Genomic DNA, 26,999 nt, shown 5'->3' with positions numbered 1-26,999 from the left:
TGTTATAAATTACAACATATTTTAGTATAGAAATATAGGGGAAACGTATGAAAGAACAAAATACTAAAGAGCATGAAGAACGTAAGACTGCTGAAAAATACATTAATGACAAATATTTTGAAAAAGGAAACTTCTGGCTTAAATTTCGTCAGACTGTAATAGTTATTCTGGGTTGGATGTGCTTTATCATTCCAATATACTGGACACTTTCTGCAACATTATTTTTTAACAAAAAAACTTTGAGAACTATTTGGAATTATCAAGAAGGACGTGATCTCTTCTATGGATTTGGTCGATTCTTCATCATTGCTTTTGTAGTAATTGCGCTAATTACTATCATCTTCACTATCCAAAACAATTACTATACAAAGCATCACACTAAGAAGGAAACTAAGTACGATCAAGAACGCTTGCTTACAAGACGTAATGCAATGAAGGATTTCTATACTGAAGAATTCGGTCAACCTGAAGTCCGCCGTTCAATCAAATATTATTCTGTGAAACCAGAACAAAATCTAGATTCAGATACCATTAGAGAAATATATAAAGAAGCGGAGGCAAACAAATGATACATTTGAATACTGGTCTATCTACATTTGACGCTACGATGAACTTTATTCTTTTGATACTTGTTTCCTACCCTATCTTGGGAGCATTTTGCTGGTTCATCGGTGTTATCTGCTATCAAACTATCTATGGTCACAAAATTCACAACTATGAAAAATTTGATCCTGAAAATGAGCCATTCATAACAATCATGATTCCTGCTCACAATGAAGAAGTTATGATTGAACATACTATCAACTATCTAATGAATGATCTTACTTATGATAATAAAAACTATGAAATACTAGTTACTGATGATGGATCTACAGATAAAACACCTGAAATCTTAGATCGATTGATGAAAAAATACAAAAACCTACGTGTTGTTCACTTTGAAAAGAATCAAGGTAAAGCACATGCTTTTAACGTCGGGGTGGCTTTTGCACATGGGGAATTTATCCTAAGTAACGACGCTGATTCTATTCCAGAACCTGATGCACTTTGGAAGTACATGAATTACTTCAATGGTGAAGAAGGTCAAAACGTAGCTGCTGTTACAGCCAACATGGATGTTCAAAACAGAAGTAAAATTATCACAAAATCGCAAACTGTAGAATTTTCAAGTATCGTTGGTGTTATCAAACGTGGGCAAATCGCCGCTCTTGGAAATATGTACGCATATAGTGGTGCTAACACTATGTACCGTCGTGATGCGCTGATTGATGTTGGTTTATTCAGACAAGACCGTGCCACAGAGGATATCAGTATTGCTTGGGATCATCAAATTGGTGGCTGGTCTACTATCTTCGCACCAAATATTATGTTCTACATGAATGTGCCTGATGATCTTCAAAGTCTTTATAATCAACGTAAGAGATGGGCAAAAGGCGGTACTGAAGTTTGGTTAACTAACTTCATGAAAATCATCACCCACCCTGTGAAGTACAATCGACAATTAGTTTTCTTACTTGATCAGTCATTAAGTATCCTATGGTCATTCTTCTACTTTATTACAACTATTCTATTTTTAATTACCGCAGTAAGATTTATTTTCCTAGGAAATGATGAGCGACTCTTCCACATGTTTGCCATGGCGTTTATCTTTGTTGCCTTTGAAATGTTTGCCGGATTGTTGCAGCTATTATCTGCTCTTATCGTCGACGATCGAGGCAGGAAACTCAAATACCTGTTCTTCATGCCGATATACATGATTGTTTATTGGCAAGTTAATGCCTTGGCACTTGTTATGACATTTATCCCTGCTATCAAAACAATTATGGGATATGGCCATGGTACTTGGGTCAGTCCAGTACGAAATGTTGATATGGAAAATATCGAAGAAGAAAAGATACAAAATTAAAAAGAAGCTCAATGAGCTTCTTTTTTGTTAGAATTAAATGCAAAAGGAGAATAACCTATGCAAATAAAATACTCTGATGACCTAAATTCAAACATCTATACTGACGGATTAGCAATTCGTAAAGAAGTGTTCGTTGATGAACAAAGCGTGCCAGAAAATATGGAAGTAGATGAATACGAAGATAGGTGTACCTATGTCACTATCTATGAAGATGACAAAGCAATTGCCACTGCCAGATACTTTCCTACCGATGATGACGGCGTTCATATCCAACGTGTAGCTGTAATTAAATCATCACGCAAAAAGGGTATTGCTTCTCTATTAATCGAAGACATCATTGAACACACCAAAAAAGAAAACTACAAATATGCCATCTTAGGCGCTCAAGATCAAGCACAGGGATTCTACAAAAAATTAGGATTCAAAGTTATTGGAGATCAATATTTAGATGCCGGAATTTTGCATCATGATATGAAACTAGATTATTAAATCAGCTTCACAGTTTTGTTTGATATTTTATAGATTTTATCAAAACGTTTATCTGTCAAATCACTTACATCATGAGAAACATAGATGAATCCAATTTTTAATTTAAATAGATCATCTTCCAGAGTTTTGGCAGATGGAACATCTAACCCACTTGCCAATTCATCAATTAGAAGAAATTGCTTATCAAAAAGAATATTTCTTGTAATTCCCATTCTCTGTCTCTCTCCACCTGAAAGAATAGTACTATTTTGCCCAACCATTGTTTCTAATTGGTTGGGCATTTTTTCTACAACCTTATCAAAACCAGTGATTTTCATTGCTCTTTGAATTTCTTCATCAGAGAATTTAGAAGAAAATACTGTAATATTTTCTAAGATCGTTCCAGAAAAAATATAAGTTCTCTGCTCTTGATAACCAATAACTTTAACAATTTGTTCAGATGATAGATCGCTTATATTTTCTCCACCTATCGATATGTTTCCCTTGGAAATTTGTTTATAACCCAGAATACTATTCAAAATAGTGGTCTTACCAGAGCCACTTTCCCCACAAAGTAGAACTTTTTCTCCGAGGTTAGTCTGCATATTTACATTACTTAGAAGGATCTGATTAGTATTCACTATATCTACATTTTTAATTTCAATAAACGGACTATGAATAATTATTTGATGATCATCATTTTTATTGGACTGATCTTCATCCTCTTCCAAGAATGAAAGATATTCCCTATAAGCGCTCTTGCCACCAAATATATCAGACAAGGTGTTAGTTATTGATTCAATTGGAAATGAAATAATACCAGACAACTGCGTAAATGCCATAAATGTAGCTAGTCCTAGACTATTATTCCAAATAAGAATAATTCCCACTACCCATGTTCCTAAGTACATGAAATCCCCTAATAATTGAGACAAACTACCTACTATCTTTCTAACCAAAATATCTTTACTTTGATCATTTAGTAAATTTTCTGCATTAGAATCGTGCTTTCTTTTCAAGAAAAATTCACTGCTAAAATTTTTTATTGTTGTGAATCCACTTAACCAATCGGAAACAAGACTTGTATAAGTTTCAATATCTTTCAAAAGTGGTTCTTTTATTTTCCTTAAAATGTTCTCACTAAAAAACGGCAATAATACTGACGGAACAACTAATATCAAAATAAAAATTGTCATTGTCTGATTTAAGTACCACGAATAAACTACTGCCAAAACTACTTGCATCGTGTAAGAAATAATTGTGAAGACAGATCCGAAATAGTACTGCTCTATAATGTCTGTTTTTTGTCCAAGTAATGAAAAACTTTTTCCTATATTACTGTTGCCATAACTTTCAATATCTTTACCTAGTAATTTTGAAAATACTTCCCTTCTCAAGTTGTATATTCCTCTAAAAATTAAGTTATTCTTCAAATAACCAGCAATAAAATTAGAGAAGGAAACTATGAAAGCATAGATGACAACAATTAATATTAAAGAACTTATCGTAATATGTTTCTGGCCAGTTGCTAGTTCTGTTAGAAATTTGATAAAGCCAGCATAACTAACATTGATTGCACTGTGAAACAAAGTTAACAACAAATATATTCCGAAAATTAAAAAATTAGGTGAGATAATATACTTTTTCATAGTACTCCCCCTACAATATAAAAGTATTTCTGTTAATTATAACTCTTCTAATAAATATTAGATAAACCGTTTGTATTTTAATTTATTTCTTATATACTTAACTCAAAGTATTATTTATAAACAAACAATAATGAAAATTATTACATACGTTTTTTTGGATTACGGGGAAATATTTATGGCACATTTTAAGCAAAACAGACTCTATGTTTATGCATTCTGGGGAGCATTATTTTTTGAAAGATCTATTTGGATCAATTATTTACAGCATCAAGGATATAGCACAGTTCAGATTGGTTTTTTGCAAACATTGCTAACATTGGCAATGTTTATCTTTGAATTTCCTTCTGGAGTTTTAAGTGACCGATTAGGTGCTAAAAAAGTTATGAACATCGGACATATTCTGATAATAATCTACTTGCTAGCACTGTTATTAAACCTAGGTTACGTTAGCTTGATTATTGGTTTTGTAGCCTATGGTGCAGGACTGTCAATGATTTCTGGTAGTGATCAAACATTGATTTATCAAACTAATCCTGAACAAAGCTACCAACACAAAATTGGAATTTTTGAAGCTATAACAATTATTGGTTTAACTGTAAGTTCAATGATTGGTGGTTACTTAACAACTATTTCATGGCAAAGTATTTTCATTATCGAAATTTTAACTCAGGTACTTTCTATCTTTATATTATTATTCATCAACAAAGAATCTGATGAAACCGATCCAGACGATGATGAAGAACTAATGAGTATCAAGGATATGTTCATCGAATTGTTTAGTATTCTAAAACTCAAAGAAATTAGATACCTGATTATTACAATTTCATTATTTCAAAGTTCTATTTCTGCATTATTGAATTTTGCTCAAATGCTGTTCTCTGCAAAACATCTAACACCATTTACTTCAGCAACTATTTTGACAATTGCTCTAGCACTTTCAGCTGTAGCATCAGTATCAATCGAAAAGATTTCGCAAAGAATCGGAACTAAACGTGCTATCAGTATATTTCTCGGTATAACGCTTATCTCATTTGCAATGATCAAGGGAGAATACTTTATAACTCTATTAATCGCCTACTTTGCAATCGAATTCTCGTTTGAATTCGTCGATACTTCATTAAATGCAGTAGTGCAAGATGCTTCAAATGATCAGATTAGAACATCCCTTATATCAAGTGTGAATACACTGACAGCAGGATTGATGTTCTTGGAAACTATAATCATTACCAGTCTGTTCTCTAGATTTGGTGTTATAGATTCCTTTGTTGTTTACGGTATAGTGGCGGTTATTCTAACCGGAATATCATTTATTGCGTTCATGAACCAACAGAGAAAAGTAAATAATAATTAATAAAAAAGCATTCCCACTAAATATTAGTGAGAATGCTTTTCTTTATTTTTTCAAATCTTCGATTGAATTTATATTAGTCATATACTTAGGAACTGCCAATCCAACCTTGGCACCTTCTAGATTAGGTCCTAGGTCGTCATATTTGCCCTTGTAGTCATCGTAGAACTGTTTTGATGTATTTGGTAACCAAGCACAAACTTGCGCATCAGCGGCATTTGTCGCGATGGAAGCCCACATTGGTTGCATTTCCATGGATTGGATAGTCACAGAGTAGCCGTGCTCTTTCAAGACTTCAGCTACAACGTTTGTCGATGCAATTTCAGAATCCCATGCGACATAAGTTAATTTTATTTTTTTGCCATTAACTTTTTTAACGCCGTCTGTCCATTGATTAACCTGAGTTTGGTTATTCTTAATCCATTTTTTTGCAGCTTTGGAAGGATCCATACCTGCATTAACGTCTAACATTACTGATGACATATCAGTTGACTTCCAGTGGAATCGATCTAAAATTGTGTATGCTTCTGGCATATCACTCTTTAAACCCTTACGCACAATGGTGTTTATATGTTCTGATGATCCATAAGCATTCTTAGGATCTTTCAAAAACTTGATTGGATATTTTGTAAACATCCAGTGAGGTTGCCACCCTGTTATAACAATTGGCTGTTTATTTTCAATTGCCTTATCAAGTGTACTAGTCATGGCTGCTGTTGAACTGGTTTGTAATTGCCAATTTGATTTATTCAAACCGTACTTTTGAATAGCAGTTTGTGTAGTAGCCATGATACCAGCCCCCGCGTCTATACCTGTGATTGTGTAATTGACTTGTGGACCTAGCTTTTCATTGGCATCATATTTTTTCAATGTAGTAGTACATCCTGCCAATGTAGGTAGTATCAATAATAATAAACCTGATAGAATAATTGCTTTTTTAAATTTCAAAGAATCACCCCACCCATATTAATTTTCTCGTTGCTTGATCAACGATTGTGTCAATCTATCCATAATGATTGCCAAGATAACAATTGCCAAACCAGCAGTAAATCCATTACCAGCATCATTTCTACCAACGGCAAAGTATACTTTGGTTCCTAGTCCCATTGCTCCAATCATTGAAGCAATAACAACCATTGAAAGTGAAAGCATCATACTTTGGTTGATACCTGCCATCAAGCTATTTCTAGCCAATGGCAATTGTACTTTGATTAGTTTTTGCCATTCAGTAGATCCGTAAGAGTCAGCGACTTCAATAAGGTCACTAGGGACATCACGAATTCCCATATTAGTCATACGAACTGTTGGTGGCATTGCAAAGATAACTGAAGCAACAATACCTGGCACCATTCCAATACCGAATAATGCAACAGCTGGAATTAGATAAACAAACGCAGGCATAGTCTGCATAAAATCAAGAATTGGTTCTAAGATAACCTTAGCAATATTACTTTTTGCCATCAGAATTCCTAATGGAATACCTATTACCAAGGCGATAAGACTAGATGTCAAAACCAATGACAAAGTCTGTGTCATATCACGCCAAAAATCCAAATTCCAAATAAATAACATTCCTAATAATTCAAAAATCAATAAACTCCATCTTTGGTGTTTACGATTAACAAAATAAGTTACCCCGATAACTATTATCATAAATAGCCATATAGGTAATAAATCAAATATGAATTGGAAGGTACTATTAATAGCACCTATAAAATTCGTTAGTCCATTAAAAAATCCTGTAAATTGTGTTAACCATGCTACAAATTTATCGATCCAATCTGCTAATGGTAATTTTGGTAAATTATTCAAAGTCACTTACCTCCATTCCTGAGAGTACACCTAGAACAGCACCTCTAACAATAATTCCCTGAAGTTGGTTTTTATCATTAGTTACTGCAAAAGGTATTGTAGAAGTAGATATATCATCCATAATATCTGATACTGGTGTATCAACATCGGTTTTTGGAATATCAGTTTTTACAATTGATTTCATATCTGTACTTTTGGATCTAATCAATTCAATCATATCTGTCGCATCTACAACACCAATTAGTTCACGCTTATTATTTACAACATAACCATTAGAAACTTCATTATCACGCATTTGTTTTAATGCAGTTCTTGGTCCTTGTTTATCAATATTGATCATAACTGGTCGAATCATAACATTTGAAGCAGTCAGAACCTTACTACGGTCAACATTTTCAATAAATGCTTCCACATAATCATTAGCTGGTTGTGTCAAAATTTCTTCTGGTGTACCAGTTTGAACAACTTCTCCATCACGCATGATCATGATATGATCACCTAATTTCAAGGCTTCATTCAAATCATGACTAATGAAAATAATTGTCTTATTTAAATCTTCTTGTAGATCAATCAATTGATCTTGCATTTCTGTTCTATTCAAAGGATCAAGAGCAGAGAAAGCCTCATCCATCAATAAAATTTCTGGTCCATTAGCCAATGCACGTGCTAAAGCAACACGCTGTTGCATACCACCTGAAAGCTGATCTGGGTATTGATCATCATAGCCATCAATTCCTACTTTGGATAATGATTTTCTAGCTTTATCGTATCTTTCTTCTTTAGAAACTCCTCTTATTTCCAAACCGTACTCAACATTTTGAATAACAGTTCTATTTGGTAACAAACCAAAATCTTGGAATACCATACCCATCTTAGTACGACGAGTTTCGCGTAAAGCTTTTTTATCAAGTTTTGTTAAATTTTCACCATCAATAAAAATATCTCCGTGTGTTGGTTCGATTAAACGGTTAATCATTCTAATTAATGTTGATTTACCACTACCTGATAAACCCATTATTACAAATATTTCGCCATCTTCTACTTGAAAGTTAGCTCTGTCTACACCTACCGTAGCACCTGTTTTCTTTAAAATTTCTTGCTTACTTGTCCCCTTCAGCAATAATTCTCCAGCTGCATTTGAGCGGTTTCCAAAAATTTTTGTTAGATTTCTAACTTCAACTTTTGCAGTCATTAAATCCTCCCACTAAATTTTTTACATGAAAATTTTGATTTCATTTGTAAAAATCTATAACTAAAATGCTAACAAATAAACGGGACACTATCAAATGGAGTACTGGAAAAACCCGATTTTAAGGCGGTTACACGGCGTCAGCTTGCTAGAAATGCCATCTTAAGGAATTCTTAACATTTAACTAGTTCTTAACTTTTTTGTCCCATAATTTGAATATTAACTTATAGCATGGGGGTAATAGGCGTGAGAGAACGAAATCATCGAGTCACTTACTTTGATATTTTAAAAATTCTAGCTATGTCTGGTGTTATCATGGCTCACGCTGGATCAAATCAGTGGTCCCATCCTTCCTTTATTACTAACTGGATGTTGGCAAATACATTCATTAGTATATCGCTACCATCCGTCCCTATTTTCTTGATGGTCAGTGGTGCTTTAATTCTTAATAGTCCACGAACAAAAAGTCTTACTTACCTATTCTTAAAAAGAATACCTAGACTAGTAATCCCATTTTTAATTTGGTCAATTGCAACATTATGGACCACTATGCAAATCGATCATCATTTTGGTGTTACAGATTTTTGGCATAGTTTTTGGCTGATTTTAACAAAACCGGTTACTCCAGCGTATTGGTTTGTCTATCCCTTGATAGCCTTTTATCTAATTTCTCCATTTTTAAAAGCTGCCATAGATAATATAAGTATGAAAACTTTAGACTATATATTATGGTTATGGCTAATAATTTTTATCCTAATTCCGTTCTTCTCCAGTTCATTACCAAAAGATATTAGCAAATACTTCCATATATATACTTTCGGAAGTCCACTGCTTGGTTACTTCCTACTGGGATATCGGCTATCAAAGCTTAAAAACACTTATTTTCAAGGTAACTCGCATTTAGTTATTAGTTTGATGCTAATGGTACTGATCGTATACGAAAACTTCTTTAAATTTCTTTATCCAGAGTTAAACTTTGCAACGGTTAGTGTTGAACAAGATCCACTTGTCTTGCTTGCATCTATGGAGATCTTTTTATATTTCCAATCATTGGAAGACTCCTATCCTAATTGGATGAGAAGTACAGGTAAATTGGTAGCTCCTCTGAGTTACGGAATTTACTTAATACATGGAATAGTTATTGAAATTGTTTTATTATTCGTTCATCCAAATGATTTCCTATGGATATTTGTAGTTACCCTCGTCATTTCAACAGCAGTAGCATTTATTCTAAGTAAAATACCTATTATTAATAAGATACTCGTATAAAAAAAGGATGGTCTCAAATTGAGATCATCCTTTTCGTTTACTATATAACAATTAAAAATTGAATTATAAGTGGTAACAACATCATGATTGCCAGAATAACTATAAGAGGTATTACGATAGCTTTGCTGACTGCTTGAGTTGGTTGATCCTTGTATTTTGGAGTTTTACTTATAGCATAAAACCCCAAAATTATAATTAAATTTAATGAAGCTATAATTAAAGATAAAGCACCTGAACTTAAAATATTCTTATCATTAAGATACATTCCACTAAAAAAGGTTATCAATATGAGTCCCGATGCAATACATCTAATAGTTTTTAATTTCATAACATTACCCCCGCAATGTTAATGATAACCTACTAATCGTTTTCTTCAATATCTAGTTTCTTATCAATTTGTTTTTGTCGTCTATTATTTATAACGTAAACTAACGTGAAGATTATACCCGTTAATATAAATGAACTTAAGAACATGATGCCTAAAACGAACCAAAATGTTGAGAAGTTATTTTGAATATAAAAAGAGTGATACTTTGAATAACTGCTAATGCCACCAATAGCTGTCACTAAAATACTGGTTATAAAAATTCCCCCAAATATATAACTACCTTTAACCTGAATTAGATCATTCCCAGCAATCAAATAACGAATAATAATATATAACGTAACGCCTAGTAACATATATAGTTCAGATATATAGCTTTGAAATTCAAAGTTTGTAAAAAAAGACTTATAAAAAATATCAATTACGAGAAAAGCTAACAATATAGACAGCACTTCTCCTGAAACCTTACCCTGAAATAATTTTACTCGTTCATCTATTTTCTTAATCATTATCATTCCCCCAAAATAGTTCATCTAGTGTTCTATCAAGTGCCTTACAAATTGCAATGCACAAATTCAAGCTAGGATTATAGTCTCCCGACTCAATCAATCCTATGGTTTGACGTGTAACTCCAACTATACTTGCCAAATCATTTTGATTTAAATCTTTTTCTAATCGTGCTATTTTCATTTTCTTGTTTTTCATTTGCCCTCCCCGTATGTAAGATATATATGTCTTTTTGTAAATTATAACTCACATTAGTCGATTGTCAACAAAATAAAAAACACTTTTATTAACTAAAAGTGTTTTTAAAAATATATATAGACTATTTTAATAATCACCATATGAATAAGTTAGCTCATATGAGTGAGTGTAAATCTCTACGAGATTACCAAATGGATCTTCCATATAAACCATTTTGTATGGCTTTTCTCCTGGATAGTATTCCTTGATTGGCATTCTTTGCTTGCCACCATGCTCTTTGATTTTTTCAACTAACTCTTCAATATTAGGATCTTGGACTGCATAATGGAATATTCCTGTTTCCCAATATTTGAAGTTATTATCTGGATCTTCATTATTATTAAATTCAAAGATTTCAATGCCGATTCCGTCACCAGTTGATAGGTGAGCAATCTTATAACTTCCCCAATTTTCGCCAAATACTTCTGTCGACATTACACCAATTGCAGAGTTATCTTCTGTTACATCAGTAGGTTCCATGATTACGTACCAACCCATAACCTCTGTATAGAATTTTACAGCTTTATTTATGTCAGGTACTGAAAGTCCAACATGTGAAAAATTAACTGGATATCTTTTCATTAGTTTCATTCTCCTTTTATTGTGAATAAAATTAGTGTATATTTTCAATATCAAAAAAAACAGTACGCACTTTCAAGTAAGCAGGCCTAATAAATGAAAAAGAAATATCATATTGGAATAGAAGCATCTTTAGACGTTATTGCTGAAAAATGGAAGCCTCTAATTCTTTGCTACATTGGAGTAGGAATCAATAGAAATGGACAACTACTTAATGAAATTCCTGAAATTTCACAAAAAGTTTTAACTGAACAATTGCGTCAACTAATTGAAGATGGAATTCTTTACAAAGAGAGATTTGACGAAAAAATTCCACAAGTAGAGTACAAATTCACTGAATATGGTGAGAACTTGAAAGACATTATGTTAGTTCTTTGCAAGTGGGGCGAAGGTCATATTGAATATATGAATAAATTAGGAAATGAATTTAATTTACAAGACTCTATAAATTAAAAACATGTATACAAATGTATAGAGTTTTTTTATTATCCCTCCCTGAATCAACAATACTTCTGCATAAGCATTTGTAACACATAAGTGTGCGAAAAGTGTGCAGAGCTTTGAATTTTTCTTAATTTTTATAAGTGAAAATGTATAAAAAAGTCCCTATTCGATTTGAGTATGAAGTGAACCCCAAAAAGTGGGAGTGAATTTTATTAAATATGTCTGATCACAATTGTGTGATTAGGCATATTTTTTCGCATTTCAATTGGAGTTAGCCAGTTGTTAGACTGTCTAATTTGCTTGTAATTGTAATAATTTACCCAGCTGGATATTGCTCGTTCCAGTTTCCTTTGTGTTTCGTATTTATGATTTAAAACTGTACCGATCTTCAACTGATGTATTAGGCTCTCAGTTGGGGACGTTATCACAAGGAGAAGATTTTCTCGACATACTCTGTCTTATATTATTTTTCTTCAATTAGTTTTGATATTTTCCAGACTGATATTGGTTACATATGGTGTATCTTTGGTCATTTCTATAACTGGCCCAAGCGATTCTAAGATGAACTCCGTATTTGGATGAAGTGAGGTGCTGTATGACAGTATCTCTCCAGAATAAAAGTCTGTGAAAACAGAAATGTATATTCTTTCGTCGGTTGTTTGCGTTCCCCATCTTGCTTATGTGACGTCCGTTCCAATTTTTGTAAAGGTCTGTCAGTTATTAACCTACGTATGATATGATTCTTTCGTTCTCTGCCTTTACTTCCTTCATAGCTGTTATAATTAGCAACTTTCTTCTTGTAAGCATGGCTGAGCAGTCCATTTGTCGCATTATCCTTAGGATTCTTTTGTGGTTGACCGGTGATTCATTACGACTATTTCGCAACGTGTTTACCTTGATTGTCAATGGACGATATCCTAGGCTTTCAGCTTCCTTATTTTCTGCTCTCAATGACTTGATGTCTTCAACTATAAAATCATCAGTATCATATTGAGAACCATAGTTTCTTTTACGTGCATCAAAGTAGCTACTTGAACTCATTCCTGCAATTTCAAGCAACATCGACAACCTATAGTCAGGCCGCAGTGAATCTATCGCTTCGGCTTTTTCTCTGTTCGATCCATTACGGCCTTTAAATTTTTTAGATAGGCATTTTTCTGCTTCTAAATATTCAAGGCGTTTCTTAAGTTGTTTATTTTCTTCTGAAGGCGTTAAGTTCTTTTTGTCGGCCATTATCTTAACTCTCTTCCTGTGGTCAGAGAAGATGCTATATCCATAAAGGTCGTATTGACGTTTCCATTGCCAAACAGTTCCTTGATTGGAAATATTAAAATAATCAGCTGCTTGTGGATATGAGGCATTGTTCTTTACTAACCAAGTAATTACTTTCATTTTGAAGGAAGGTTAGTATCTTGGCAATCTCTTTGTTCTGGTGATTCCGTCTAATCCATGTTTCTCCCATAAACGAATCCAATTTAGAATCGTACCATTTTTAGATATACCGAATTTACGAGAAATTGTAGTAGAATCCATGCCATTCTTATAAAGTTTGATTGCTTCAATTTTTGTTTCAATATTATATTTAGCCATAGAAAAATCCCTTGAATTGGATTTCTCCAACTCAAGGGGTTCAGTTCAGTAAGGGTTTATTATTGAGTAACGATAAACTATTATTTTTTAGTTATTGCTGCTTGATGGAATCTCTGTAGCGTTAAATGCATCCTGAATATTTTGTATATATTCAGGATAATTATCCGCTGCTGCTTTTTCAAAAGCTTGTCTTATTGACGAAAAACCAGTATAAGGTACCTCATGACCTAAATAACTAACAGCCTTATATAGTAATTGTTCAGAATTTTTAAATCCGATACCTTTTACATCATAGCCATTAAACTTTTCACCTTCTGTTAATAGGTAATAAGCTTTCCCAACTACGGTACCCATATTATGAGGATCATAGTTAGCATTTGCTAAGTCAGAATACTTATCAGGAAATGGTAAACCACTAAAGGCATCAATATGACTCGAAGGATCAGCTAAATCCCTACCAATTTCCCAATTTTCTTTATTAGTATGTGTTCCATCCATTACATTCCATTTTCTTGTTTGACTCGCAGCAAACATATCTGCAATGGCTTCTTTACCTGCTGAAACTTCATTATTTGACGCATTGTCATTCATTAAGTTTTTTGCAATTATGTGTGCATATTCATGAGCAACTGTTGTTTCTGATTTCGCAAAATTTTCACCATAACCAATCCACTTTTCTCCAGATGAAGATGTTTGTTCAGATGTCTCTCCACCAATACCAGTTATAATAGCTGTACCTTCATCGACCACTGAAGGTACCATCTGAGCATTGAACCAATTGTTTTCATTTGAAGCATCCACAACTAATGCAAGTCTGTTCTTCTTTCCATTATTATGCGTGCCTTTATAATTAAATGTGTCTTTGTAATATTTAAGACTTTCCTTCGCCTTTTTATATAATTCAACGGCACTAGGATCATTTACGGTAGTTGATTTTGAGATAACTAAACCTCTTTTTTTGTTACTATCATTTAAATCAGGGTATGCATCTGATACACCAAATAGTTGAAAAATTAGAGATACCTGGTTATCTTTTGTATATAATGATCCCATATTCTTGTAATTTGAAACTTGAATTCTAGTATTATTAGTCTGATCGTCAAAGTAATAATTTCCAAATAAATCTTTAGACAGATTCAACTGAACGTCATTACCATACATATCTTTACCCGTTCCAATAACTCCAACTACATCATTTTCAGTTATTCCATCTGGTAAATCTTTAGTAACATTATTATTTTTTACTTTATTTAATTTTGATGGTTCTACTAAAGGAATATCCCCTTCATTTAAGGCACTTGTAGCCTTAACAGTTGTAGTACCTATTCCACCTATCAAAAGCAATGTGGCGAATATAGAAACTAAAAAATTTTTTTTCATAAGTTTGAATCCTCCATATGTTTTTGTGAACCTTTTCACTATAAAATAATCATTATTTTTTGTCAACTTTTTTTATAAATATTTAAATTTAGATAATAAAAAAAAACATCTAATTTAAAAGATGTGGTTAATTCGATATTACTTTTCAGACTTTTTGTTAATTTTTTCAGCAACCTTATCAGCTTTTTCTTTGGCTTGTTCAACTTTTTCTTGAATCTTACCTTTTAGTTCTTTCTTATTATCGTCAGTTGCTTTTCCAACTGTCTCATTGGTTTTTCCTTTAATCATATCTTTTTTGCTATCAACACTCATATTAATATCTCCTTTTAAATATATTTCTAATGAACCTTTTTTTGTAATTTATCTCCAGCTTTATCTATACCTTTAGCAGCAACAACAGTTCCTCCTATAAGTACTCCTCCGACAATCAATGTACTAACAGCCATAAAAGTAAAAACATTCTTTAATACCCATGATGTGATCCTCCTCAAGCTCTTTTTCTTAATACAAAAGATACAAACAATACGAGAATAACTGCACCTACTAAAGATGGAACAATTGCCATTCCAGCAAGTTGTGGACCCCATGATCCCAATATTCCTTCTCCAATGAATGACCCCACAACACCAGCCATTATATTAGCAATCCATCCCATAGATTCTCCTTTATTGGTAACCGATCCGGCAATTGCACCAATAATCGATCCTACAATCAAAGCCCATAACCAATGCATAAAATCCCTCCTTTTATTAATATTTGAATGCACTACCACAAAAAAATTATAAAAATAATCAAACTTGAATTAATGAATTTTGCGTCAATACCACAATTGTTTTATCTAGGTTGATTATATAAAGGATTAACAACATCGTAAGCTCGAACATACTCGTTTGTGGAAACTCTATAGTATACACCCTTCCAAATTGAATTACTTACGTTACTATTTTTGTTTGCCACACGTTTTTTATCTGTATACCAGCTTGTCCAAGAACCTAATCGACGATTAGTTACTAATTTACCTTCAGAATCATAAAGTCTGGCTCCTAATGGATTGTTAACCAAAATCACAGTACTTATATCTGTATTAGTCAATGGTTCAATTGAGTTATTGAATGACACTGTTTCATTATTAATATTTTCATTTGACGCCTTCGCAACACTTGTTACACTTGCAGTATCTCCCAAAAGCAAAAATATCGATAGACTAGAAATTAATAAATTTATTTTTCATAATAAAACATCTACCTTCAACTTTATATTTTGAGAAATAACATGTTCCAGATTTTTTAGTCAAATAATATTAATTAATTTTTACAAGAACAGATAAACGGAATTAATATATTTCAATTTACAAAAAAAGACCCATACAAATTAATGTATAGGTCCTTTTTTGTTGGAATTATGAGTTTTATTACCATTTAAAAAGATAACATGATTAATCAAGTTTTACCATTAAAATAATATCACTTTATTAAATAGATAATATTGAATATTTTCACCGCCAATCGTGTAGAAGGCGTCGATGTACTGGTCAGTAGATACTTGGAAACATAATCTACCATTAATTACGCGCACGCTCTTTATCATCAGAGAGCCATTTTGATTGGTCAGTGAACGTCTTTTCACTGCCTTTGTACTCTTCGCCCTTACTGTTGATAGCTTTAATACCAGCAATAGCGTTGATCGTGATAATTCCTGCTTGGTCAGTGTACTTCTTAGGAATATATTCATCTGTCGAGACCTGGTACATTGGTAAACCGTTAATCAGTTTGATGTTTGTGGTTTTCCATGAAGTCTCATTTCTAAACGTTGAGTTGGAACTAGGAACGATTTTACCTTTAGAATTCCATGCAGCAATTCCAGTTGCTGGTCCGTTTTTGAACGTAACAACGTCTCTGCGGACTGTTGGTTGAGATTCGTCTAAGCCATACATCAAATCATGCGATAATTGTTGACGAGTGATCCCCCAACTTGAAAGATAACCATAAGGGTCTTGATGATAACCACAATAGTTATTAGTAATCTTTTATACCTTTAGTTCCAGCATAACCTTCATCTAACTTAAGTGGAATAACATATTGGTTTGCATAGAACCTATGCCAAGTTTATATAGGTTCTATAATCATTATTAAATGTCGCTTTATCTGCAGTTCTGGCTAGTTCAATTTGAACGGGGGAATATGGATTACCACTCAACGCTGCCCAAGCAACGTACCCTGGCTCACCTATTTGATAGACCTGGCCCTCACCTCCAACAAAAAATGTTGAATATGCGTTATTATAGTTGTTCTTCATATATTGAACTTCATGCAATACAGCATTTGGATCATAAATATCGTTTTGGTTTCCAGATTCGTGAAGAACTATATACCACGAATAGGCAGTTCTGCTGTCACCTTCATAGGTGCCCAACTGATAATCATAATTAATATTGAAGTTATCTGCTTTAGCTTCATTTGGATAAATAAAAAGACTTACTGCAACAAGCAGTTGAAGATCGGTACAGTTTTAAATCATAAATACGAAACACAAAGGAAACTGGAACGAGCAATATCCAGCTGGGTAAATTATTACAATTACAAGCAAATTAGACAGTCTAACAACTGGCTAACTCCAATTGAAATGCGAAAAAATATGCCTAATCACACAATTGTGATCAGACATATTTAATAAAATTCACTCCCACTTTTGGGGTTCACTTCAATTCTCTCTTTTAAAATAGTTATATAAGATCGTCAATAAGAGATGCACTTGAAGAATAAATAATTTATAAGGACTTCACTCGCAATGTTGAAATAACCGGCAAATCAAGAGAAATTAAGATTAAATACTTGGAACAAAAAGAAGCAGAAAAGCTTAGATCTTACTGCATGGAAACAGCAAATCTATTTTATGTCAATAAATTTGAGATAGCTTTAGCAATTACGACCGGTATGAGATATGGTGAAGTAGTTGGCCTTACGTGGAATGACATTGATTTTAAGAATCACACATTGAAAATTAATAAACAATACGATTATCAAACACGTTCCGGTTTCAAAAAAAAGAAAACAGAGTCATCGAACCGTATTATTGACGTCGACATAAAAACATTAGATATGCTCAAAAGACTCAAGTTAATGCAATTCAAACTTTTCTTAAATCAGGGATACATAAACAAACATAATTTAGTATTTCCAAACAATCGACACAAAATTCCTACTGATAATGCCGTTCCGTTAATAAGGCTTTAAAGTCCATATTAAAAAACAATCTAAAAATAACTAACCTAATAACGTTTCATGGATTAAGACATACTCATGCCTCTATACTGATCGCTAACGGTATCAGTATTGAATATATTGCCAAACGATTAGGCCATGCCGACACTTCTATAACCAGTAAAGTATATGTTCATTTACTTCAAGATAGAAAAGATATTGAAGCAAAAAAACGACCTCACTATTCGGATAGAAAGGTTGTTTTTTTGTGGTCAGAAGTGTGCAAAAGATGTGCAAAATTTCTACTTTTTTACCAACCGTTTACAAATTACACATCAGACATAAACGCTGTAATGTCAGCATTTATTGGTGAAATCAATTATTTACACAATCTCTATAAAACACGTATAGATGATCCCTCCCGGAATCGAACCGGGGACCTACTGCTTAGGAGGCAGTTGCTCTATCCTACTGAGCCAAGGGACCAAGTAACAAAGTGAATACTTTATCACTTTGATTCTGTCGATGGTTTTCGACGTTTACCTTTATTCTTCTGATCACGCAAGCGCTTCTTTGTCTTAGGTTTATCACCTTTAGAATTTTCAGAACGTTTCTTACGTTTTTTGTTATATGTTTCTTTATCACTAAACGAGCCATCAGCGTTCAAGAATACTTTTTCTATCTCAGAATCTGTATAACTCTTTAAATTACGATAATCATGAGTGTTACCAAATGTAACAACGCTACCTTCTTTACCCATACGACCAGTTCTACCTGCACGATGAGTATACTCATTTTTATCTCTAGGAACCATATAGTTAACGACATTAGTTACGTTACTGATGTCCATACCTCGTGCGGCAACATCTGTAGTTAACATCAAATTTACTTTTTTACTTGTAAATAATTGTAGTGCTTCTTTTCTAGACTGTGAGGACATCTTACTATCTAAAGCTACAAAATTGGTTTTATTGTGATCCAAACTACTTATCACTTTGTGTAAAGATCGAGAATTATTGAAGAAAACCATACCTAGGAACTTTCTATTATGTGCCATTTGACGAATAAGCATATCCTTCATGCCATCATCAGTTGTGTTAATAAAATAATGCTTAATCCCAGTGGTATAACTTTCGTCACTTCTTTGATCGATTACATTAAAATCAACGCCAAACCATTTCTTCATATCATTAAATATGTCATTGGCAGTGGCTGAGAAAAATGTCAATTGTATATCCTCAGGCATATCAGAAAGTAACTCACGTACTGACTGAAGTTTAGTACTGTTCAACATTTCATCTGCTTCATCAACAACAACAGTCTGAACTGTAGCCAACTTAATTTTTTTTGCTTTAACTAGAGCATCTAAACGACCTAAAGTAGCTACAATAATCTCTGGCTTTTCTTTTAGTTTGTCCAGTTGACGTTTAGGATTGGCTCCACCTGTAATTGATTGTACCTTGCAGCCAAACTCTTTAGCTAAAGGAGCAATAACATTTCGGACTTGTACTGCGAGTTCCTGTGATGGTTCCAAAATAACAACTTGAAGTCCATCATTCGGTGTAATATTTTGAAGTATTGGCATAGCAAAAGCCAGAGTTTTCCCTGAACCCGTGGGTGCCATAGCAACAAAATCTTCACCATTAATAAAGGGTTCGAAAACCGTCTCTTGAATAGTTGTCATTTTTTCAAAATTATTCTGTTTGAAATAATTTTGGAATTTTGTAGGTATTTCCAATTTTAATATTCCTTATCTGATTCAAATATAATTCCTGCAGTAATTCTGGCTTGTTCTAGTAATTTATTAACTGTACGAGCATAACCTAGTAATTTTTCAAATGCAGCTTGATCTTTTTCTTCAATAATTCTGGCAAATTCAACTGCTTCTGCATCCATAGGGTTAGAACTCTTTTCATTACTAATTAGATCTTCACTGTTGCCATTTACCAATGTAACATTGGTGATATCTCCACCATTATCCATTAACAATAATGTCTTTTTACCAAAATAAACTTCTGATGGTATATGAGAATTCTTTGTCTTACCAACGATTAAGTTAGCATCAAAATCAGGATAGCTAAGTGTAAGCACTCCGCTACCGTCGATTCCACCTTCTAAGATTTCCGCATCGTAATTGATTTTATCTGGTCGGCCAAGCAATACAACGGCATCATAAACTGCATAAACGCCTAAATCATACAGTGCTCCACCTGAGAACTTAGTAGTAAATACGTTAGGAATTTTCTTTGCCAAGAAATCATCATACTTACTAGAGTACTTCATATATGAGAATGTTCCACCAGTTAATTCAGAGCGGTTCTCATTCACATATTTTTCAGCACTCTTAAAAATTGGTTCATGTATATGTCTAGCTGCCTCTAAGAAATAAACATTATTTGATTTAGCTGTTTCTTCAAGAATAGTAAATTCACGAATATTGGCAGTCGAAGGTTTTTCTACAATTACATGTTTACCATGTTCCATTGCTAGTTTTGATTGTGAATAGTGCAATGAATTTGGTGATGCTATATAGACAACATCAAAATCATCACTACTAAAGAATTCTTCCAAATCAGTACTAATTTTGGCGTCAGATGTGTTAACTGAAGCTGCAAAATCTTTTGCTTTTTCTTCAGTTCTAGAATATATATGAGTTAACTTGAAGCTATTTGTTTCATCTGAAGCTTCAATGAATTGCTTTGTAATCCAGTTGGTTCCAATGATTCCTAAGTTTAACATAATATCACCTCATTAATATTTTACTTATTTAAATGATTAATTACCACAAAAAACAATACAGCATTAGCACTTTATATCATATAATTAAATATATTAAAATTTTGGGAGCAATTATATGGAGAATAATCAAAAATTTCTAAAGAAAGAACTTGGTTTCTTTCATGCATTATCTACCGTAATGGGGTTGGTTATCGGTGGAGGTGTCTTTTTCAAAATATCTAGTGTCACAGAAGCAACTGCTTCAGCTAGTTTAACTGTTTTTGTCTGGATATTGGCAGGTTTCATCACTATTAACGCAGGATTAACCGTTGCTGAACTTGCTACAGCATTGCCAATTGCTGGTGGTATTTTTAAATACATCGAACATATTTATGGAAAAGTTCCAGCATTTTTACTAGGTTGGGCACAATCGGTAATTTATTACCCTGCAGGGATTAGTGCACTCTCAATCATCTTCGCTACTCAAACCCTTAACTTACTGGGTATAACTGATGGCCGATGGACTGTTCCAATAGCTATCGCTATTGCTGTATTTTTATTTGCAACTACCTTACTAGGTGCTAGAGTCAGCGGATCGATTCAATCAATTGCTCTCATTGCAAAACTGATTCCTATTATTTTAATTATTGTAGTAGGACTATTCACTAAATCTACAAATGAATTTTCTTTATTCCCTATTACATCAGGATCACACTCTAATTTCTGGTCATCCCTTGGTGGTGGATTATTAGCTACAATGTTTGCCTTTGATGGTTGGATGAACGTTGGTAACATGGCTGGTGAAATGAAAAAACCTGAAAAAGATTTATCTAAATCTATTATTGTCGGTATATTCCTAATTACCTTAGTGTACGTTTTTATTAACTTTGTATTCGTAAAATTTTTGCCATTCAATTTGATTCCTGGAAATGAAAACGCAGCTTCTGATGCTGCTGTGAGAATTTTTGGTAACATCGGGGGAAAAATTGTTACTATTGGAATTTTAATATCTGTTTTTGGTTCTATTAATGGCTACTCTATGACTGGTATTCGTGTACCTTTCGTATTAGGAAGTGATGACCAATTAATTTTTTCTAAGTTCTTTTCAAAACTTACAAAGAAAACTATGATTCCTGTTAATGCAGGTATTGTTCAAACAATCATTGCAGTATTGATGATATTGATGGGATCATTTGATTTTCTAACTGATATGTTGGTATTTGTTATGTGGATATTCTCAATGATGTTATTCTTTGGGGTATTTATCTTGAGAAAAAGAGAGCCTGATTTAGAAAGACCTTACAAGATAAACTTCTACCCCATTCCCCCTATTATTGCCATTTTAGGTGGAGCATTTATTCTTATTTCTACCTTATTCAGACAACCTGTACTTTGTCTTACAGGAATAGGAATTACATTGTTAGGGTTACCTGTTTACTACATTCATAAATATAATAAAAAAAGCTGACAATATATTGTCAGCTTTTTTTATTTTAAATATTCAGCAAATCAAATGTCATCTGAGCAGCATTTCTAAGGTTACTTTTTGCATTTTTAATTGCTTCCTCTAATGTCGATATATCTTTAACGATTGGGACTATTGCATTAATTCCAGTCTGTCTAAATTGTTCGCGGTCCCCTTGAAATGAACCCACAAAAGCAATTACAGGAACCCCATGTTTTTTGGCGTAAGCAGCGATAGATACCGGAACTTTACCCTGAAGACTTTGATTATCCATTTTACCTTCGCCAGTTATTATCAAATCACTTTGTGCAATCTTTTCTTCTAGATGTGTGTATTTTGCGAGTAAATTTAAACCTGGTTCAATATCAGCATTTAGCATAACTCTCAGTGCCATACCTAACCCACCAGCAGCGCCATCACCTGGTTGTGATTCCTCAGTGTTTAATAATAATTTGCTAAATTTTTCCATATCTTTTTCATATTCTGAAAGTTCTAAATCTGTTATTCCTTTTTGTTTACCAAACATATAGACAGCACCAGTAGGCCCTGTAATAGGACTCTTAACATCTGCAGCTAAAATAAATTCAACGTTTTTCAAATTATTATCAATACCAGATGAATCTACATTTGAAATAGAACATAAGTTTTTGGGAATAGGATCTAGTTCAGAATAATTATCATCATAAAATTTAACACCTAACGCAGACATCATACCTAGACCAGCATCAACAGTCCCTGTACCACCCAAACCAATAATAATCTTATCAGCACCATGATTAACAGCGGTTAATATCTGCTCTCCTAATCCATAACTGTTGGTCATTCTAGGATGAGTTTGCTCAGTATTATCTAAAAACTGTATACCTGATGTAGCAGAAGATTCAATCACAGCTAATTTTTGATCGGGTATCCACGAGTAACTTGCAGAAATTTTATCACCCTTTAAATCATGACAATCAACAGAAACGATTTCACCATGAAGATTTTGAGCAAATGCTTCAACTGTCCCTTCACCACCATCAGCAATAGCAAAATTGGCAACAGATGTTTGATTATTTTCAAATACATCTTTAATAATTTGATTTGATTCAATACTAGTCATCGAGCCTTTCATTGAATCAATTGCGGTCATTATTTTCATGATGATATCCCCTCTGAATTTTAAGATTAATACAAGCTCATAAATATAATTAAACACTGGGTTAATCGATTTACAACATTCATAAATATAATAAGGCAAAAAAGTGTGATTCTTAGTGCCTTTTTAGATTTTAGGATTATAATCAGGTTAGACTGATTACTGGGAGGATAACCTTATGGATGCTATATTTTCAAACAAGTTAGAGAAATCAATTGCTACAATTACGATCAAATTGCAAAAAACTTTAATTTATAAAGTATTTAGAAAGTCAATTTTATCTACATTACCCTTTGTTATTTTGGGAAGCTTCCTGAAGCTTTTGCAAATTCTTTTTTTAGAAAAAGGTTCTCTTTTGATGACTTTTTTCCCACAAATAGATAACTTCAATTGGCTTATAACTTTCGATAGTATAGTAAATCTCATTTATGGGTTAACCCTCGGAATAATCTCGCTTATGGCTACATTCTCATCTGCCAATTTCACAGCTAGCCATTTTGATCGTGATGGTCAGATGGCGGGTACTACTAGTTTTGTATGTTTGCTGTTACTTTCGTACACATTTCCAAATAATAGACTTATATCCTTTAATCCTGATATTTTGGGTCTTAGAGGATTATTATTTGCATTGATAGTTGGTATGGCTGTTGGATGGATTTTCTCTAAAACTTCCAAGAAATTAACCTCAGATAGCTCCAAAGATCTTTTGAATCGTTATCTTAACTCATTTTGGTCAGTCACATTAGTCATTGTATTAGTTAGTTTAGTAAGTTTTTTCATAGAGATATCTCTAAATTCCACCAATTTGTTTAGTAATCTCATAACCAACAGTATCAATAATAAATCCCAATTAGCAGAATTATTTAAGACACTCCTTCTTAGTTTCTTTTCAATCATTGCTGCATTCCTTGGCTGGCGTGGATTTTATACTCAACCAATTGGAATGGGTGATTCTACAGTACTAAAGAATTTAAATTATGCATTCTCTCACCACAGCGCATGGGGTGCACCTAATATTTTTAATGGCGACACTTTGTATTATGCATTTGGTTCTTTTGGTGGCGTAGGATCAGTTTTAGCTTTAATTGTAGCCATCATGCTATTTTCAAAAAATAAAAATTATAACAAGATTTCTAAAGTATCAATTGTCCCAAGTATTTTTAATATAGATGCTCCTATGATGGTAGGACTTCCATTGCTATTTAACCCCCTCTTCATAGTTCCTATGATCTTGGCTCCCATTTGCAGTATGTTAGTTGCAGCATTGGGATTAGTTATTCACTTAATGCCACCATCAGTTTATCCGATACCTGTTGGAACACCAGGTTTCTTAAATGCATTTATTGGAACTAACGGTAGTTGGCAAGCCTTGGTATTTACTATATTGACTTTCATTATTTCTGTTTTAATTTATATACCATTTGTTAAATTAGCCGATAAAATTAATGATTATACAGATTCAGAGGTGAATACTCTTGAATAAAAAAAATCTAAAATATATCTCTTTGGCATTCATTATCATTCTATTGTTGGGAATCCCTATTTTCTCTTGGACTAGACAAAACAATAGTCATCTTGCCTCCAAATTCAACTCTCCTCTTTCTCCTATTATCATGATCCCTGGTAGTAGTGCCAGAGCAAATAGATTTGAAGATCTAGTAAAAAATGTCAACAAAACTTACAATCAAAAGCATAGTTTACTTGAAGTTACCGTCCATACTGATAACAAGTTAACCTATTCAGGATCTATCAAAAATGGTGACAACCGGCCTATTATTGTTATCGGATTTGAGAACAACAAGGATGGATATAACAACATTAAAAAACAAGCCAAGTGGCTTTCAATTGCTTTTGATACACTTCAAAAAAGATATCAATTCAATAACTTTAATGCGTTTGGACATTCAAATGGTAGTTTGATATGGACATATTATCTAGAACACTATTTTGATAGCTCTGAATCAACATTGAATCAGTTCCAAACTGTTGGTGCACCATTCAATTTTGAGGAATCATCTAGTACAAAACGAACTCAAATGCTCAATGACTTTATAAAATATAAAAACAATATTCCTAAAAATATTACTTACACATCAATTGCTGGTACCAAAAAATTCTCTGATGATGGTATTGTTCCACTAGCAAGTGTGGATTGTGGTAAGTACATATACGAAGGAAATATCAAGAGTTACACTTTAATAACTTTAACTGGTGGCGACGCTGAACATTCTGATATGTTGGATAACAAACAATTCATATCATTGTTCCACCACTACATTTTGAATAATGGTTCTAATACTGATCCAGAACAAAATAAAAAGCCACAGTTAAATTCTAATAATTAAAAAAGCTAGCTTCGGATTTATTTATCCGTTGCTAGCTTTTTTTATTTTAAATTCAATGATATGACTGTCTCAATGTGATTTGTCATTGGGAACATATCAACTGGTGTTGCATCTGAAATATCATAATCTTCACTAAGTAGTTGTAAATCACGTGCTAATGTTGCTGGATTACAACTGATATAAACAATACGTTTAGGTTTGATATTTGTAATTGAACTAATCAAAGAATTTGCCAATCCTTTACGTGGTGGATCAACTAGAAGCACATCAATTTTTTTGTTATCTTTTGCCCATTCATTTAGGACATCTTCCGTTTTACCAACGACAAACTCTGCATTCTTAATGTTATTGATTTTAGCGTTATCACGAGCATCTTTGACAGCTTCATTGACAACTTCAATGCCTGTAACAACTTTGGCGTTATCGGCTAATGATAGCCCAATAGTACCGATTCCAGAATAAGCATCAACAACATTTTCTGTTCCTGTTAGTTGAGCTTTCTGAATAGCTAAATCATATAATTTTTGTGTTTGAGTAGGATTTACTTGATAGAAAGAGTTAGGTGAAATATGGAAATGTTTACCCAAAATTTCATCATCAATATATGGTAATCCCGCAAGAAGCATCATTTTTTTACCAAGAATAACATTAGTTTTCTTCTCATTGACGTTGATATAAAGTGACTTCACATTACTATTAGACATAATGTCGGCAGCAATTTCTTTATAGTGAGAAATATCTTGGACACGACTAACAAGGACAATCATAATTTGACCTGTAAAGTATGCACGACGAATCATAATTGTTCTTATCTGACCTTTATGAGTAGCTTCATCATATCCACGAACATTATATTTACGTAAAATGTCGCGGACACGAACTATTTCTTCATCAATTATAGGATCTTGAATTAAGAAATCTTCCATTGGTACAAGGTCATGAGAGTTTCTTCTGTAGAATCCTGTTGTTAATTTTCCATCAATTTGACGAACAGGAACTTGAGCTTTATTTCTATAGTGAAGTGGATTATCCATCCCTATAGTGTCATTGACCTCGATACCATCAAGACCCATTTTTTCAAAATCAATCTTAACTTGTTTTTGTTTGAATTTTAATTGCTCACTATATTTCAAATGACTTAGTGGAGCAATTCCTGTTTGTGTATAGATACGATCAATATCTTCAACACGATCAGGAGATTTTTTTATAATTTCAGTGGCTTTAGCAAATCCATAACTCTTACCCATTTTTAAGATTATGGCTTTGACTACTTCACCAGGTAGTGCATTGTCTACGAATAATGTGAAATTATCAACCTTTGAAACACCTTTTCCTTCATAGGAAAGGTCAGAAATTGTTAATTCTAATTCGTCATTTTTTTTAAAATTTGGTTTATCCATTTTTCACCTTTTGAAAGAAAAAACAGCCCT

31 protein-coding genes, 1 tRNA gene and 1 pseudogene are annotated in these 26,999 nt (G+C 33.1%); 11 read left to right on the top strand and 22 right to left on the bottom strand.

What is annotated here, in order from left to right:
• Positions 1–47 precede the first annotated feature (47 nt).
• From EKN01_RS01030 to EKN01_RS01020, 3 genes are read left to right on the top strand one after another with little or no spacing between them, the layout of a single operon-like run.
• Positions 48–569: a DUF4064 domain-containing protein gene (locus tag EKN01_RS01030; RefSeq protein WP_129044608.1), complete on the top strand. Its 522-nt coding sequence runs from the start codon at positions 48–50 to the stop codon at positions 567–569.
• Complete coding sequence (locus EKN01_RS01025) at positions 566–1,906, top strand: glycosyltransferase family 2 protein (protein ID WP_129044607.1); 1,341 nt, start codon at positions 566–568, stop codon at positions 1,904–1,906. Before EKN01_RS01030 ends, EKN01_RS01025 begins: the two co-directional genes overlap by 4 nt.
• 57 nt (positions 1,907–1,963) lie before the next feature.
• Positions 1,964–2,395: a GNAT family N-acetyltransferase gene (locus tag EKN01_RS01020; RefSeq protein WP_129044606.1), complete on the top strand. Its 432-nt coding sequence runs from the start codon at positions 1,964–1,966 to the stop codon at positions 2,393–2,395.
• Here EKN01_RS01020 and EKN01_RS01015 read toward each other — a convergent pair.
• Positions 2,392–4,023 carry an ABC transporter transmembrane domain-containing protein gene (locus EKN01_RS01015; protein ID WP_129044605.1) on the bottom strand — a complete coding sequence of 544 codons (1,632 nt, stop codon included), beginning with the start codon at positions 4,021–4,023 and terminating at the stop codon, positions 2,392–2,394. The genes EKN01_RS01020 and EKN01_RS01015 overlap by 4 nt on opposite strands.
• Positions 4,024–4,198: 175 nt before the next feature.
• Between EKN01_RS01015 and EKN01_RS01010 the strand changes: the two genes are divergently transcribed.
• On the top strand, positions 4,199–5,374 hold the full coding sequence (locus tag EKN01_RS01010) for an MFS transporter (RefSeq protein WP_129044604.1): 1,176 nt from the start codon (positions 4,199–4,201) through the stop codon (positions 5,372–5,374).
• A 42-nt stretch (positions 5,375–5,416) separates the two neighbouring features.
• Here EKN01_RS01010 and EKN01_RS01005 read toward each other — a convergent pair whose 3' ends face one another.
• From EKN01_RS01005 to EKN01_RS00995, 3 genes are read right to left on the bottom strand one after another with little or no spacing between them, the layout of a single operon-like run.
• Complete coding sequence (locus tag EKN01_RS01005) at positions 5,417–6,319, bottom strand: glycine betaine ABC transporter substrate-binding protein (RefSeq protein ID WP_206731612.1); 903 nt, start codon at positions 6,317–6,319, stop codon at positions 5,417–5,419.
• 18 nt (positions 6,320–6,337) lie between these two features.
• On the bottom strand, positions 6,338–7,183 hold the full coding sequence (locus tag EKN01_RS01000; protein ID WP_099974362.1) for an ABC transporter permease: 846 nt from the start codon (positions 7,181–7,183) through the stop codon (positions 6,338–6,340).
• Positions 7,176–8,375, bottom strand: coding sequence for a quaternary amine ABC transporter ATP-binding protein (locus EKN01_RS00995; protein ID WP_129044603.1), 1,200 nt, complete (start codon positions 8,373–8,375; stop codon positions 7,176–7,178). Before EKN01_RS00995 ends, EKN01_RS01000 begins: the two co-directional genes overlap by 8 nt.
• 243 nt (positions 8,376–8,618) lie before the next feature.
• Between EKN01_RS00995 and EKN01_RS00990 the strand changes: the two genes are divergently transcribed.
• Positions 8,619–9,641: an acyltransferase gene (locus EKN01_RS00990; RefSeq protein WP_164966339.1), complete on the top strand. Its 1,023-nt coding sequence runs from the start codon at positions 8,619–8,621 to the stop codon at positions 9,639–9,641.
• A gap of 40 nt (positions 9,642–9,681) precedes the next feature.
• Here the strand turns inward: EKN01_RS00990 and EKN01_RS00985 are convergent, their stop codons facing one another.
• The 4 genes from EKN01_RS00985 to EKN01_RS00970 all read right to left on the bottom strand — a co-directional run bounded on the left by EKN01_RS00985 (position 9,682) and on the right by EKN01_RS00970 (position 11,292).
• Positions 9,682–9,969, bottom strand: coding sequence for a hypothetical protein (locus tag EKN01_RS00985; protein WP_129044601.1), 288 nt, complete (start codon positions 9,967–9,969; stop codon positions 9,682–9,684).
• Positions 9,970–10,001: 32 nt separating this feature from the next.
• Positions 10,002–10,475, bottom strand: a complete 474-nt coding sequence (locus tag EKN01_RS00980; protein WP_099974357.1) for a DUF6773 family protein — start codon at positions 10,473–10,475, stop codon at positions 10,002–10,004.
• The gene (locus tag EKN01_RS00975; RefSeq protein WP_099974356.1) at positions 10,468–10,671 is read right to left on the bottom strand and encodes a helix-turn-helix transcriptional regulator; all 204 of its coding nucleotides are present in this window, start codon (positions 10,669–10,671) and stop codon (positions 10,468–10,470) included. Before EKN01_RS00975 ends, EKN01_RS00980 begins: the two co-directional genes overlap by 8 nt.
• A gap of 126 nt (positions 10,672–10,797) precedes the next feature.
• Positions 10,798–11,292 carry a lactoylglutathione lyase family protein gene (locus tag EKN01_RS00970; RefSeq protein ID WP_129044600.1) on the bottom strand — a complete coding sequence of 165 codons (495 nt, stop codon included), beginning with the start codon at positions 11,290–11,292 and terminating at the stop codon, positions 10,798–10,800.
• Positions 11,293–11,385: 93 nt separating this feature from the next.
• Here EKN01_RS00970 and EKN01_RS00965 point away from each other — a divergent pair, with 93 nt between their 5' ends.
• A complete protein-coding gene (locus EKN01_RS00965) occupies positions 11,386–11,742 on the top strand; it encodes a winged helix-turn-helix transcriptional regulator (RefSeq protein ID WP_129044599.1) in 357 nt (118 codons plus the stop codon).
• Between the two features lie 203 nt (positions 11,743–11,945).
• Here EKN01_RS00965 and EKN01_RS07995 read toward each other — a convergent pair whose 3' ends face one another.
• The 9 genes from EKN01_RS07995 to EKN01_RS00915 all read right to left on the bottom strand — a co-directional run bounded on the left by EKN01_RS07995 (position 11,946) and on the right by EKN01_RS00915 (position 17,115).
• Positions 11,946–12,161: an IS3 family transposase gene (locus EKN01_RS07995; protein ID WP_129044598.1), complete on the bottom strand. Its 216-nt coding sequence runs from the start codon at positions 12,159–12,161 to the stop codon at positions 11,946–11,948.
• A 292-nt stretch (positions 12,162–12,453) separates the two neighbouring features.
• On the bottom strand, positions 12,454–13,125 hold the full coding sequence (locus EKN01_RS00955; protein WP_129044597.1) for an IS3 family transposase: 672 nt from the start codon (positions 13,123–13,125) through the stop codon (positions 12,454–12,456).
• Between the two features lie 12 nt (positions 13,126–13,137).
• The gene (locus EKN01_RS00950) at positions 13,138–13,323 is read right to left on the bottom strand and encodes a helix-turn-helix domain-containing protein (RefSeq protein WP_129044596.1); all 186 of its coding nucleotides are present in this window, start codon (positions 13,321–13,323) and stop codon (positions 13,138–13,140) included.
• Positions 13,324–13,410: 87 nt separating this feature from the next.
• Positions 13,411–14,703 (bottom strand): M4 family metallopeptidase, encoded by a 1,293-nt coding sequence (locus EKN01_RS00945; protein WP_129044595.1) that lies wholly within the window; start codon positions 14,701–14,703, stop codon positions 13,411–13,413.
• Between the two features lie 138 nt (positions 14,704–14,841).
• A complete protein-coding gene (locus EKN01_RS00940) occupies positions 14,842–15,015 on the bottom strand; it encodes a CsbD family protein (RefSeq protein ID WP_129044594.1) in 174 nt (57 codons plus the stop codon).
• 175 nt (positions 15,016–15,190) lie between these two features.
• The gene (locus tag EKN01_RS00930; RefSeq protein WP_129044592.1) at positions 15,191–15,436 is read right to left on the bottom strand and encodes a GlsB/YeaQ/YmgE family stress response membrane protein; all 246 of its coding nucleotides are present in this window, start codon (positions 15,434–15,436) and stop codon (positions 15,191–15,193) included.
• Between the two features lie 101 nt (positions 15,437–15,537).
• The gene (locus EKN01_RS00925; protein ID WP_129044591.1) at positions 15,538–15,888 is read right to left on the bottom strand and encodes a hypothetical protein; all 351 of its coding nucleotides are present in this window, start codon (positions 15,886–15,888) and stop codon (positions 15,538–15,540) included.
• A gap of 376 nt (positions 15,889–16,264) precedes the next feature.
• The gene (locus EKN01_RS00920) at positions 16,265–16,636 is read right to left on the bottom strand and encodes a hypothetical protein (protein ID WP_129044590.1); all 372 of its coding nucleotides are present in this window, start codon (positions 16,634–16,636) and stop codon (positions 16,265–16,267) included.
• A gap of 161 nt (positions 16,637–16,797) precedes the next feature.
• Positions 16,798–17,115, bottom strand: a complete 318-nt coding sequence (locus EKN01_RS00915; RefSeq protein ID WP_164966337.1) for a peptidoglycan recognition protein family protein — start codon at positions 17,113–17,115, stop codon at positions 16,798–16,800.
• A 419-nt stretch (positions 17,116–17,534) separates the two neighbouring features.
• On the opposite strand from EKN01_RS00915, the gene EKN01_RS00910 reads away from it, so the two are divergent.
• Positions 17,535–17,936, top strand: a complete 402-nt coding sequence (locus EKN01_RS00910; protein ID WP_129044588.1) for a tyrosine-type recombinase/integrase — start codon at positions 17,535–17,537, stop codon at positions 17,934–17,936.
• 5 nt (positions 17,937–17,941) lie between these two features.
• Positions 17,942–18,046: pseudogene (locus EKN01_RS07955) on the top strand (hypothetical protein); the annotation flags it as partial.
• A gap of 269 nt (positions 18,047–18,315) precedes the next feature.
• On the opposite strand, the gene EKN01_RS00900 reads toward EKN01_RS07955, so the two are convergent.
• From EKN01_RS00900 to EKN01_RS00890, 3 genes are all read right to left on the bottom strand, one after another.
• A tRNA-Arg gene (locus EKN01_RS00900) sits at positions 18,316–18,389 on the bottom strand.
• A 22-nt stretch (positions 18,390–18,411) separates the two neighbouring features.
• The gene (locus EKN01_RS00895; RefSeq protein WP_241685221.1) at positions 18,412–19,641 is read right to left on the bottom strand and encodes a DEAD/DEAH box helicase; all 1,230 of its coding nucleotides are present in this window, start codon (positions 19,639–19,641) and stop codon (positions 18,412–18,414) included.
• 2 nt (positions 19,642–19,643) lie between these two features.
• Positions 19,644–20,642: a Gfo/Idh/MocA family protein gene (locus tag EKN01_RS00890; RefSeq protein ID WP_129044586.1), complete on the bottom strand. Its 999-nt coding sequence runs from the start codon at positions 20,640–20,642 to the stop codon at positions 19,644–19,646.
• A gap of 115 nt (positions 20,643–20,757) precedes the next feature.
• Here EKN01_RS00890 and EKN01_RS00885 point away from each other — a divergent pair, with 115 nt between their 5' ends.
• On the top strand, positions 20,758–22,089 hold the full coding sequence (locus tag EKN01_RS00885; protein WP_129044585.1) for an APC family permease: 1,332 nt from the start codon (positions 20,758–20,760) through the stop codon (positions 22,087–22,089).
• Between the two features lie 25 nt (positions 22,090–22,114).
• On the opposite strand, the gene EKN01_RS00880 is transcribed toward EKN01_RS00885, so the two are convergent.
• The gene (locus tag EKN01_RS00880; RefSeq protein WP_129044584.1) at positions 22,115–23,227 is read right to left on the bottom strand and encodes a glycerate kinase; all 1,113 of its coding nucleotides are present in this window, start codon (positions 23,225–23,227) and stop codon (positions 22,115–22,117) included.
• Between the two features lie 175 nt (positions 23,228–23,402).
• Here EKN01_RS00880 and EKN01_RS00875 point away from each other — a divergent pair, with 175 nt between their 5' ends.
• The gene (locus tag EKN01_RS00875) at positions 23,403–24,707 is read left to right on the top strand and encodes a PTS transporter subunit EIIC (protein ID WP_129044583.1); all 1,305 of its coding nucleotides are present in this window, start codon (positions 23,403–23,405) and stop codon (positions 24,705–24,707) included.
• Positions 24,700–25,569 (top strand): alpha/beta hydrolase, encoded by an 870-nt coding sequence (locus EKN01_RS00870; protein WP_241685220.1) that lies wholly within the window; start codon positions 24,700–24,702, stop codon positions 25,567–25,569. Before EKN01_RS00875 ends, EKN01_RS00870 begins: the two co-directional genes overlap by 8 nt.
• A gap of 41 nt (positions 25,570–25,610) precedes the next feature.
• Here EKN01_RS00870 and rlmD read toward each other — a convergent pair whose 3' ends face one another.
• Positions 25,611–26,969 (bottom strand): 23S rRNA (uracil(1939)-C(5))-methyltransferase RlmD, encoded by a 1,359-nt coding sequence (rlmD, locus tag EKN01_RS00865; protein WP_129044582.1) that lies wholly within the window; start codon positions 26,967–26,969, stop codon positions 25,611–25,613.
• Positions 26,970–26,999 lie beyond the last annotated feature (30 nt).

The organism is Companilactobacillus metriopterae, from assembly GCF_004117915.1.
Classification (GTDB): domain Bacteria; phylum Bacillota; class Bacilli; order Lactobacillales; family Lactobacillaceae; genus Companilactobacillus; species Companilactobacillus metriopterae.
The sequence above is the reverse complement of the archived record's forward strand: the minus strand, read 5'-3'. Positions and strand labels throughout refer to the sequence as shown.